The sequence below is a fragment of the Methylibium sp. T29 genome, assembly GCF_000576205.1.
In the GTDB taxonomy this organism is placed as follows: domain Bacteria; phylum Pseudomonadota; class Gammaproteobacteria; order Burkholderiales; family Burkholderiaceae_C; genus Methylibium; species Methylibium petroleiphilum.
On record NZ_AZND01000127.1, the window covers coordinates 1 to 10,036 of the forward strand.

Consider the following 10,036-nt stretch of genomic DNA (forward strand, 5'->3'; position numbering starts at 1 on the left):
CGTGCGGCCACAGCGCGGCAGCCTGCAGCGCCAGCCAGGCCCCGGCAGGCAGCGCGGCCAGGCCGGGCGCGCCGGTGAGACGCAGTCGATAGGGTTGCGAATGCATGGTGGAGGCCCCCGCTCACCGCACCAGGCGCCGCGGCTTGCGCCACAGGCGCTTGGCGCTCGATCCACCACGGTGCCAGGCCGCTGCACCCAGCAGCACCAGCACCACGCCCAGCGCGATCCAGGCCGAAGGCTCGGGCGTGCTGGGCACCTCGGCACCGATGGCCAGGTTGCTCACGCCCTGCGGCATGGGCGAGGGCTGGTCCACCGGCGTGCTGCCGCCGGCCGGGTTGCGCACCACGCGGTCCACCGCGATGAAGCTCGTGTACTGCGTGAGCAGGCTGTAGCGCAGGCCCAGCGCAGTGATGGCCTCGCGCTGCGTGTCGCCGCCCTGCAGCGCCTCCTGGTCCGACAGCGACTGGATGCGGTGGCGCGCCCACAGATGGCGCAGCGCCACGGCCTGCGCGTCGGGCGTGGCGACCGGCAGCATCGCCTGCCAGGCACCGTGGGCCGCCTGGCCTTCGACGACGAGCTGGCCGCGCGGCTCGCCGCGCCACTTGCCGAACACCAGCACCGGGCGGCCACCCAGCACGTCGGGCAGGCGCTCGGGCTCCACGTCGTAGGTGTCCAGGCCCTCGAAGCGCGCCTTCACCTGCGTGAGCACCGGCGCGTCGATCATGCGGCGCAGGCGCTCGGCCTGCGCGGCAGCCTGCTCGGGCCGCGTGACGATGAAGGGCTCGCCCTGGCCGGCGCGTGCAATGCCCTCGATGAGATGGCGGTTGACCGAGCTGCCGATGCCGAACGCGAACACGTTGGTCTGGCCGAGGTTCCTGCGGATGAGCTGGAACACCTCGCTCTCCACCGTGACGTAGCCGTCGGTCACCACGATCACGCTGCGCGAGACATCGGGCGACTTGGGCAGCGCGGCCACGCGCTTGAGCGCCGGCACGATCTCGGTGCTGCCGCTGCCGCCCATCTGCGCGATGGTGCGCAGCGCCTGCTCGATGTTGGCCTGCGTGGCCGGCACCGAGGTCTCGTTGAGCATGCGGTTGCTGCCCGAGAACAGCAGCACGTTGAACGTGTCGCTGGGGCGCAGCCCGCCGATCAGGTGGCGCAGCAGCGTCTTGGCGGTGTCGAGCGGGTAGCCGTGCATGGAACCCGAGATGTCGACCACGAAGATGTAGTCGCGCGGGTTGATCTGCGTGGTGGCGATGGCCTTGGGCGGCTCCACCATCGCGAGGAAGAAGTTCTCCTCGCCCGGCGCACCGGGGAACAGCGTGAGGCCCGAGGCGATGCCGTCACCGGCGAGGCGGTAGTCGAGGATGAAGTCGCGGTTGCCGTTGTGGCGGGCGGACTCCGCGTCACCGCCCAGCGCGACGCGCGCGCCGTTGCTGCCTTCGCCTTCCACCTCGATCTGGTGGGAGCTGGAACGCAGGCCGCTCACCGGCAGCGGCGAGGCGAAGGCCACGCGCAGGTCGAAGCGGGTGTCCGACGCCTCGCCTGCGGGCAGGTAGGGCACGGCGGGGAAGCTGCCCGACGGCGCTGCCGTGCCGCTTGCTTGTTCTTCAGTGGCCGCAACCTTGTTGGCGGGGGAGCGATAGCGCGGGCCCACCACGGTGGGGAACACGAACTGGTAGCGGCCTTCGGTGGGCGGCAGCAGCTCGGTGTAGCGCAGCTCCACCGCCACCTCGTCGCCCGGCAGGATGTTGGCCACGTTCATCGAGAACACGTTCGGCCGCTCCTGCTCCAGCAGCGCGGCGGTCTTGCCTTCGCGCTTGGCGGCCTCGAACTCGATGCGGGCGCGCTGCTTCTCGCGGATGTCGGCGACGATCACGCGGTGGCCGATGCGCACCGTCATCGCGTGCACCGCGGCCTGCGTGGAACCGGGGAAGACATAGCGCGCCTCGATGGGCCGCTGGCCCTCGTTGCGGTAGCGCTGCGTCACCGTGACGTCGGCGATCGGCCCGGCGATGCGCGCGTCGACCTCGGTGGCCTTCAGCGGCAGGCGGTCGACGCTCGGGTCGTCGCTCTTGACGAAGAAGTACGGGCTCTCGGCGCGCCGCGCGTCGGCGTCATCGGCCTGCGCCGGCAGCGCGACGAGCAGCAGGCTCGCCAGGCAAGCGAGCGCCAGGACCACGGCCCACAGCCGGCCCGGGCGCGACAGGGGGCGCAGCGGGATGACGGCGCGCGGACGCAGGGAGGGGAAGAACATGGCGGGCTCCTGAGGCAACGTGCCGCGAGGTGGGCACGGGGAGGAGCTTCCGCGGGGGGTGAGAAAAGACGAGGAAGTTGGGGAGTGGGTGTGTGAAGACTGCGTGAAGTTGATGTGAAGGCGGAAGAGTTGCTACCGCCGCACTGGCTTGCTCTCAATCGATCCGATGAGGGGCTGCAATCGGCCATGAGCGGACATCGGTCAACGTCTGCTGAAAAGCGTAAGCGGCTGACTGGCAGCCGCCACGCGGAGGACCCGCTCTTGGGTGGTCTTCTCCAGTTGCGCCAGTTCCTTCTCAATGCGGCAGCGGTACTCGTTTATCAACTCTCGCCCCAGGTGCCGCTCAGTCGTGTGACCGAACGCAAGGCTCCTCAGAAACCGAACTTGCCGTTCCCGTTCTTCCAATCGGCGCGCGCAGGGATCGCCTCGATGGTGTCCCAATGCTCCACGATCTTCCCCGCTTCGACGCGAAACAGGTCGTAGAAGGACGTCGCCGCCCCGCCGAACTCACCCTCGCTCACGGTGAGCACGAAGTTGCCTTCGCCCAGCACCTTGTGGACCTTGGCGTACTTCATCGTGATGCCGGCCTTGGCCATGGCCTCCAGCGCTGCGCGCAGGCCGGACAGACCATCGGCGATCTGCGGGTTGTGCTGGCGGTAGTTGTCGCCCACGATGTATTGCCCGAGCCGGCCCATGCGGCCATTCACCAGGATGTCGTCGACGAAGGCAGCGACCAGTTGCTTGTTCGCGGCGGTCTTGTCGAAGTCGACGGCCGTGGTAGGGCCATCGATCATCGTGCGACCGCTCGGGTTGGCCTTTGGCGGCGTGGCCTGGAGGTTGTCCCAGTGCTCGACGATCTGGCCGTTCTGGAAGCGGAAGATGTCGAAGCCGATCTTGGGCCCGAAGAAGTTGTAGTCGGTATGGGTGAAGACGAAGTCACCATCCTGGAAGACACGGACCGTATTGACCTTGGCCGAGCCTGGCGGCAGCGCCAGCAGCGCGGCCCCGAAACCGGTCAGGCCGTCGGCCACCGCGAGGTTGTGCTGCACGTACTTGGCCGGGTTGATGACGGCCACGGGCGCCGCTGCGCCGGTCTCGATAGCTTCAGAAGCGCGGTCACTTGGGTCTTGCGGTCTTGATTCATGGTGGTGCCTTTGAGGGAGGTGGTGTTCGATGCGCACGCGGCGATCGACAAGACAAGGCCAGCGGCGATGAGTGTCCGGCGCAGGGGTTGGAGCGATAAGTTCATGTCAGGGCGTCCTGGTAGATTTGCCGCAGAGACTGTCCATCACTCTGGCCAACGCTCAAAGGTTCGTACAAGGCACAAGGTGGTCAAAATCAATCAAACATCCCACGAGCGGCAAAATCCGGCCGGTACACCGGCGCTGCAAAACATTCGTTTCTCGAACAAGCGGTTGGATCCTGTGGGGGTCGAAGTGCTCACCTTGTCGGAGCTTCGCGGGCGAGTGCCGGCATCGGTGCTGCAAGGCCCACAGCGGGTCGAGTTCTTCATGCTCATGGTGGTCACACGTGGACACGGTGCGCACCACGTGGACTTCGACCGCGTGAACCTGACCCGTGGTCGCGCGGTGTTTGTTCGACCCGGTCAGGTGCAGGAATGGGCCCCGTCGAAGTCCTGCGACGCCGACTTGATGCTGATCGAGCCGACATCACTGCAGTCACGACGCGGCTCTTGCGCCAACGCGGCGATGGGGCTGCTGCGGCTCGAGGAGTGGTCAAGCAGCTTCGACCTCGATCGCACGGAGTTGTCGACCTGTCAGCAACTTGCGGCCATGCTGCGCCGAGAGCTGGCCCCGGCGCAGGTTACGCCGGTATCGTCAACGTTGGCGCGCGAACTGCTGGTCTGCGCTCTGCTGGCCATCAGCCGCGCCGCGTTGCGCAGCGGCCAAGGGCTCGCGCCTTCGAGTCCGCTCGCGCAGCGATTCACGGCCGAGCTGGAGAGGGCGGTGGCGCAGCGGCCCGGAGTTGAAGCGATGGCGAAGAAGCTGGGCGTCTCCTCCAGTACGCTCAATCGCGTCTGCCAGGCGAGATTCGGGCATTCCGCGAAGGACACGATCGACCGCAGGGTGGCGCTGGAAGCCCAGCGCCTGCTGGTTCACACCGAGGCCACGTCCGTGGCCATCGGGGAGCAACTCGGCTTCAGCGAACCAACCAACTTCCTGAAGTTCTTCCGTCGGCGTGTGGGAGCAACGCCCGAGGCATTTCGGCGTAGGGTCAGGCCAATCAGTGGCGCTTGAGCCGGTGGGCGAGCTGCGCGCGCATGAGGCCCAGCCGCTGTGCCACTTCAGCAACGTTATGGCGGGCTGCGATCAGTGCCCGGCGGTACTCGGCGACTTCCTTGCCGTTGCCGCGCGGCCGGTCGGAGGGTCCTGCACGGTCGACTGATCGTGCATCGACGCTCGATCCTTCGTCTGCCGACTGCGGCGACTCGATCAATCGCCCGCCCGCATCGACCGAAAGTGCATGCCATCCCATGGTCTCGCCGCCACGGAAGAGATGATGCACATCGATTGACTCGTCACGCCCGACCGTGATCACGCCCCGCTCGACGAGGTTCTGCAGTTCCCGGATGTTCCCAGGGAAGTCGTACTGACGGAGGGCCTGGACCGCACGGGGCGTGAACCCCGGCACGTCGCGCCGGTGCAGGTCGCAGTGGCGCTTGAGGAAGGCCTCCATCAACAGGGGAATGTCGTCACGGGGTTCTCGCAACGGTGGCAGCGTGATCGGGAAGACGTTGAGGCGTGCTCTTCAGTTGGTGCCGACTACGTCCAAGAACGACAACGGCATGTTCTGAACTGGTTCGCTTCAAGTGGGGTCTTGTCGAAGGCGCGCGTCGAGGACAGGTTTGCCATTTGGCCACCAGCGCCTTTGGGTCGGAAGCCGCCACCAGCTTCTGAAGTTCCCGTGGCGGCAACCGCTGCACAGTAGAAACCCATTCGAGATTCGGCAGCGGCAACGCCCGGCCAGAAGCTCGCATCGCCGCGATGACAAACGAAGCTGCAACGGTGCGTGCGGAGAAGCGCGCGCCGCAGCCTTCCTGAGGCCTACGCCCTGGCCCTCATCGGGCCAGGTAGAAATCCATCGGAATGAGTTCGACGGCCCATCCGCCCTCTTCGCCGAGCGTGGCGGCCGGGTGCATGGATGCGATGCGCAATGCCTCTTCAGGGGTGTCCGCTTCGATGATGAAGAGGCCGCCGACCACTTCCTTCGACTCGGTGTAGGGCCCATCGCTGACATGCGTCTTGCCGCCGCGCGGGCGCAGCGTTCGCCAGCGCTCCAGGTCGCCGAGCGACGCGGACACCAGGACCTTGCCGGTCGCGCGCATCTTCTCGTCCAGCGGCGGGCATTGGCTCACCAGCGCCTTGACGTCGTCCGGCGCCAGCGCGGCAAACTTTTCGGGGGTGAAGTAGGCGAGACCGAGGTATTTCATGGGGAGCTGCCTTGGAGTGGTGATGGACGCACTGACGACGAAGCGGGCGGTCTGAAATCGACAAGGTGCATGAAAGTCGGGTCAGCCCCCGTCATCCGCAGCAACGTCAACACCGCCACCGCCCCCTTCCCGTCTGCCGCATTCCGCAGACTCACCCGCCCCCGGTGCAGCTCCGCAATCTCCTTCACGAACGCCAGTCCCAGGCCCGTGCTCTTCTTCTGCGAGTGCGGCCGCGCCAGCGAGTAGAAGCGCTCGAACACCTTGTCGTCGGCGTAATCGGGGATGCCGGGGCCCTGGTCGCGCACGATGATGTCGACGCTGCTGCCGCCGCCGCGTTGGCCATGGGTCGCGAGTTGCAGCGTCACGCGGCCGCCGGTGGGCGAGAAGTCGATGGCGTTGTCGAGCAGGTTGCCGATGGCGCGGCGCAGCAGCAGCGCGTCGCCTTCCACCACCGCCGCATCACCCTCGCCCTCGTCGCCGTCGCCGACCGGCAGCACCACCACCTCGATGCGCCGCGCCGCGGCCACCGGCTGCGCGCTGGCGGCCAGCTCGTGCAGCAGCGGGCGCAGGGCCACGGCCTCGGGGTGCTCGATCTGGCGGCGTGATTCCAGCGCGGCCAGCTCCATCATGCGGTCCACCAGCTCCTGGATGCGCAGCGTCTCGCGCTGGATGTTGCCGAGGAAGCGCTGGCGGTCGGCCTCGGGCATGGCGGGTTCGTCGTTCAGCAGTTCGGCCGCGCCGCGGATGGCCGACAGCGGGCTCTTCAGTTCGTGGGTGAGCGTCTGCACGTAGTCGGCCACGTAGTTGCGGCCGGCCAGCGCGTCGCGCATGTCGTCGTAGGCGGCGCCCACCGCGGCCCAGGTGCGGCGGCCCAGCCGGCGCAGGCTGAAGCTGCCGCGCTTCTGGGCCCGCACGCTGCGCCACACGTCGGCCACCAGGCCGAAGGGCCGCACCAGCCACATGGAGACGATCACCACCAGCAGCAGCACCGCGGCCACCGAGGTGGCGCCCACCAGCAGCGTGCGGCGGCGCGCCTTCTCCACGAACTGGCCGAAGCTCTGCACCGGCTTGCCCACCGACACCGCGCCCACGATCTCGCCGCCCACGACGATGGGCGCGGCCACGTACATCACCGAGGTGTGGGGGTCGCCGTCCACGTCGGCCGAGGTGCGGGCGCCGTACTCGCCGGCCAGCGCCAGCCGCACGTCGCGCCAGGCCGAGTGGTCCTCGCCCTCGTGCCGCGCCAGGGAGTCGAACAGCACGAGCCCCGAGCGGTCCACCACGGTGGCCCGCAGCTCCACGCGGGTCTTCTCGAAGCCGAAGATGTCGGCCCTGAACTCGCGCGCGTAGAGGGCGCGGAACACCGGGCGCAGCGCGTCGATGGCGATGCCCTCCTCGCTGGAGCGCGACTCGATCCAGCTCGCCATCAGGTGCGCGGTCTCCACCAGCGATTCCTCGGCCGACTCGCGGTAGCGCGGGTCGATGTCGCCCACCAGCCGCCACAGCAGCAGCGCCACGCCCAGCGCATAGGCGAGCAGGATGCCGATGAAGATGCGGTTGCGCTTCGTCACTGGCTGGCTGGCCGATCTATGCGCGCGGCAGTTCGGCTGGCAGGTCTTCGGCCAGCGCGTAGCCGCTGCCACGGTGCGTGCGGATGGGCTCCAGCGTGGGCGCCACCGCCTTGAGCTTGGCGCGCAGGGTCTTCACGTGGGCGTCCACGGTGCGGTCGAAGCTGTCGCCGGGGTCGTCCCACACCCGCTCCAGCAGCACGTCGCGGGTGTACACGTGGCCCGGGCGCTCGGCCAGGGTCTTGAGCAGGCCGTACTCGTAGCGCGACAGCTCCAGCGGCCGGCCGTAGTAGCGGATGCGGCGCCGGCCTTCGTCCACGTCGATCGGGGTTGGAAGCGCGGCAGCGGCCGGCGTCAAGGCGCCGGCCACGGTGGTGGGCGGCGGCGAAGCAGAGGCGCGTGCCGTGCGGCGCAGCACGGTGCGCACGCGCGCCACCAGCTCGCGCGGCGAGAAGGGCTTGGCCACGTAGTCGTCGGCGCCGAGCTCCAGGCCCACCACGCGGTCGATCTCGTCGCTGCGCGCGGTGAGGAAGACGACGGGCAGATCGGCCGCGCGCTCGCGGATGCGCTTGAAGAGCTCGAAGCCGTTGAGGTCGGGCAGGCCCACGTCCAGGATCACCAGCGCCGGGGCGGGCGCCTGCGGCGGCAGATGCTGCAGCGCCGCCTCGCCGGTGGCGCACCACAGCGGCTCGAAGCCTTCGGTGCGCAGGGCGTAGCTCAGCGTGTCGGCGATGCCGGGTTCGTCTTCGACGATCAGGATCTGCGCGCGGGCCATGGTCGGCGCCGATGATAGGGCCGCGATAATCGACCGATGACTGCCACCCCCACCGCCTCCCTGCCGCCGCTCGCGAACGACCGCTTCCTGCGCGCCTGCCTGCGCCTGCCCACCGACGTGACGCCGGTGTGGCTGATGCGCCAGGCCGGCCGCTACCTGAGCGAGTACCGCGACACGCGCGCCAAGGCGGGCAGCTTCATGGGGCTGGCCACCAACCCGCAGTACGCCACCGAGGTGACGCTGCAGCCGCTGGACCGCTACCCGCTCGACGCGGCCATCCTGTTCAGCGACATCCTCACCGTGCCCGACGCCATGGGCCTGGGCCTGAGCTTCGCGCAGGGCGAGGGCCCGCGCTTCGCGCACCCGCTGCGCGACGAGGCCGACGTGGCCAAGCTGCAGGTGCCCGACATGGAGAAGCTGCGCTACGTGTTCGACGCGGTGGCGTCGATCCGGCGTGCGCTGGCGCCGGCCGGCGCGCCGGGGCGGGTGCCGCTGATCGGCTTCTCGGGCAGCCCGTGGACGCTGGCTTGCTACATGGTCGAGGGTGCGGGCAGCGACGACTACCGCCTGGTCAAGACCCTGCTCTACCGCCGGCCCGACCTGATGCACCGCATCCTCGAGGTGAACGCCGATGCGGTGGCGGCCTACCTGAACGCGCAGATCGAGGCCGGCGCGCAGGCGGTGATGATCTTCGACAGCTGGGGCGGCGTGCTGGCCGACGGCGCCTTCCAGCGCTTCAGCCTGGCCTACACCGAGCGCGTGCTGCGCCAATTGAAGAAGGAGCAAGGCGGTTATCGCGTGCCGCAGATCGTGTTCACCAAAGGCGGCGGGTTGTGGCTGGAGGCCATTGCCGACAGCGGCTGCGACGTGGTGGGCCTGGACTGGACCATGAACCTCGGCGCGGCGCGCGCGCGCGTCGGCGACCGCGTGGCCCTGCAGGGCAACCTGGACCCGAACGTGCTGTTCGCCGACCCGGAGCAGATCCGCGCCGAGGTGGCGCGCACGCTGGACAGCTATGGCGCGCCGTCGGCCGGCAGCGGCCACGTGTTCAACCTCGGCCACGGCATCAGCCAGCACACGCCGCCCGACAGCGTGAGCGTGCTGGTGGATGCGGTGCATTCCTATTCACGGCAGCAGCGCGGCGCCGCCGGCTGACCCGGGGGTCGAGACGGCGCTGGGTGCATCCGGCAAGCCGGGTTTACCCGCAAACGACGCCCGAGAGGCCTGACTTATCCCCAGAATCGTGTCAAGCCCCGCACCGCGATGAGGCTGCTGCATCGCAACAGCCTTTCGACCGATGGATGCGCTAAGTCGTTGATTCTTATATAGACATTTTTCTGCCTTCGAAAGCATCAGCGCAAGCCGCGGCCTGTGCTATCAAGCAGTTAGCGTGCGTTTGCGCAGGTTTCCCACAAAGTTTTCCACAGGGCACGTGGATAGCTCGAAAACCCCAAACGAATCAACGGCTTGGCCGCTTTCCTTGATAAGAACTTGAGATTCCTTGGGCAAGTCACCTTCATCGCGAGCGGCCGCCACATCTGCACCGGCGGCGGGCGCTGAGCCCCCGGCGCCCGCCCGCGAGCCGGTCGTGGTGCCGGTGGTGATCGACGCACCGCAGTACAGCGGCCTGAAGGCGGCGCTCGGATATTTGAGCGAGCGCCCGCTCACGCCAGGCACCCTGCTGCGCGTGCCGCTGGGTCGCCGTGAAGTGCTGGGCGTGGCCTGGGACACGCGCTCCGGTGAGGACTCGGCGGTGCCCGATGGCGTGACGTTGCGCGAGGTGGCCGCGGTGTTCGACGCGCTGCCGCCGCTGCCGGCCGCCTGGCGCGAGCTGGTGGACTTTGCTGCCTCGTACTACCAGCGCAGCCCCGGCGAGGTGGCGCTGGCGGTGCTGCCGCCCGAACTGCGCATGTTGAGCGCCACGCAGCTGGAGCGCCGGCTCACGCGACTGCGCGCCAAGCTGCTGCCGCCCAGCGGCGCGCAGG

General features: G+C 68.7%; 8 protein-coding genes and 1 pseudogene. 3 read left to right on the plus strand and 6 right to left on the minus strand.

The annotated features are described in order from the left end of the window. Positions 1-121: 121 nt before the first annotated feature. Together x551_RS14275 and x551_RS14280 are read right to left on the minus strand one after the other, a co-directional pair. The gene (locus tag x551_RS14275) at positions 122-2,257 is read right to left on the minus strand and encodes a VIT and VWA domain-containing protein (RefSeq protein ID WP_051495680.1); all 2,136 of its coding nucleotides are present in this window, start codon (positions 2,255-2,257) and stop codon (positions 122-124) included. 371 nt (positions 2,258-2,628) lie between these two features. Then, positions 2,629-3,333: a nuclear transport factor 2 family protein gene (locus tag x551_RS14280; RefSeq protein WP_216701327.1), complete on the minus strand. Its 705-nt coding sequence runs from the start codon at positions 3,331-3,333 to the stop codon at positions 2,629-2,631. Positions 3,334-3,585: 252 nt separating this feature from the next. Between x551_RS14280 and x551_RS14285 the strand changes: the two genes are divergently transcribed. Further along, positions 3,586-4,515, plus strand: a complete 930-nt coding sequence (locus tag x551_RS14285) for an AraC family transcriptional regulator (protein WP_161728042.1) — start codon at positions 3,586-3,588, stop codon at positions 4,513-4,515. Here the strand turns inward: x551_RS14285 and x551_RS14290 are convergent. From x551_RS14290 to creB, 4 genes are all read right to left on the minus strand, one after another. Further along, the gene (locus x551_RS14290; protein ID WP_036231805.1) at positions 4,502-4,954 is read right to left on the minus strand and encodes a hypothetical protein; all 453 of its coding nucleotides are present in this window, start codon (positions 4,952-4,954) and stop codon (positions 4,502-4,504) included. The two genes, x551_RS14285 and x551_RS14290, sit on opposite strands and share 14 nt — an antisense overlap. Before the next feature lie 382 nt (positions 4,955-5,336). After that, positions 5,337-5,708 carry a YciI family protein gene (locus tag x551_RS14295; protein ID WP_036231807.1) on the minus strand — a complete coding sequence of 124 codons (372 nt, stop codon included), beginning with the start codon at positions 5,706-5,708 and terminating at the stop codon, positions 5,337-5,339. Continuing rightward, positions 5,705-7,279 carry a two-component system sensor histidine kinase CreC gene (creC, locus tag x551_RS14300; RefSeq protein ID WP_253950382.1) on the minus strand — a complete coding sequence of 525 codons (1,575 nt, stop codon included), beginning with the start codon at positions 7,277-7,279 and terminating at the stop codon, positions 5,705-5,707. The genes x551_RS14295 and creC overlap by 4 nt, the downstream gene beginning before the upstream one ends. Before the next feature lie 16 nt (positions 7,280-7,295). Continuing rightward, on the minus strand, positions 7,296-8,051 hold the full coding sequence (gene creB / locus x551_RS14305; protein WP_011827736.1) for a two-component system response regulator CreB: 756 nt from the start codon (positions 8,049-8,051) through the stop codon (positions 7,296-7,298). Positions 8,052-8,087: 36 nt separating this feature from the next. Between creB and hemE the strand changes: the two genes are divergently transcribed. Then, on the plus strand, positions 8,088-9,206 hold the full coding sequence (gene hemE, locus x551_RS14310) for a uroporphyrinogen decarboxylase (protein ID WP_011827735.1): 1,119 nt from the start codon (positions 8,088-8,090) through the stop codon (positions 9,204-9,206). Positions 9,207-9,639: 433 nt separating this feature from the next. Then, a pseudogene (locus x551_RS14315) lies at positions 9,640-10,036 on the plus strand (primosomal protein N'); the annotation flags it as partial.

What these genes read in the sequence shown, in the direction of transcription:
- x551_RS14275 (WP_051495680.1), bottom strand. Translation starts at nt 2,257, where the DNA reads ATGTTCTTCCCCTCCCTGCGTCCGCGCGCCGTCATCCCGCTGCGCCCC.
- x551_RS14290 (WP_036231805.1), bottom strand. Translation starts at nt 4,954, where the DNA reads ATGGAGGCCTTCCTCAAGCGCCACTGCGACCTGCACCGGCGCGACGTG.
- x551_RS14295 (WP_036231807.1), bottom strand. Translation starts at nt 5,708, where the DNA reads ATGAAATACCTCGGTCTCGCCTACTTCACCCCCGAAAAGTTTGCCGCG.
- creB (WP_011827736.1), bottom strand. Translation starts at nt 8,051, where the DNA reads ATGGCCCGCGCGCAGATCCTGATCGTCGAAGACGAACCCGGCATCGCC.
- hemE (WP_011827735.1), top strand. Translation starts at nt 8,088, where the DNA reads ATGACTGCCACCCCCACCGCCTCCCTGCCGCCGCTCGCGAACGACCGC.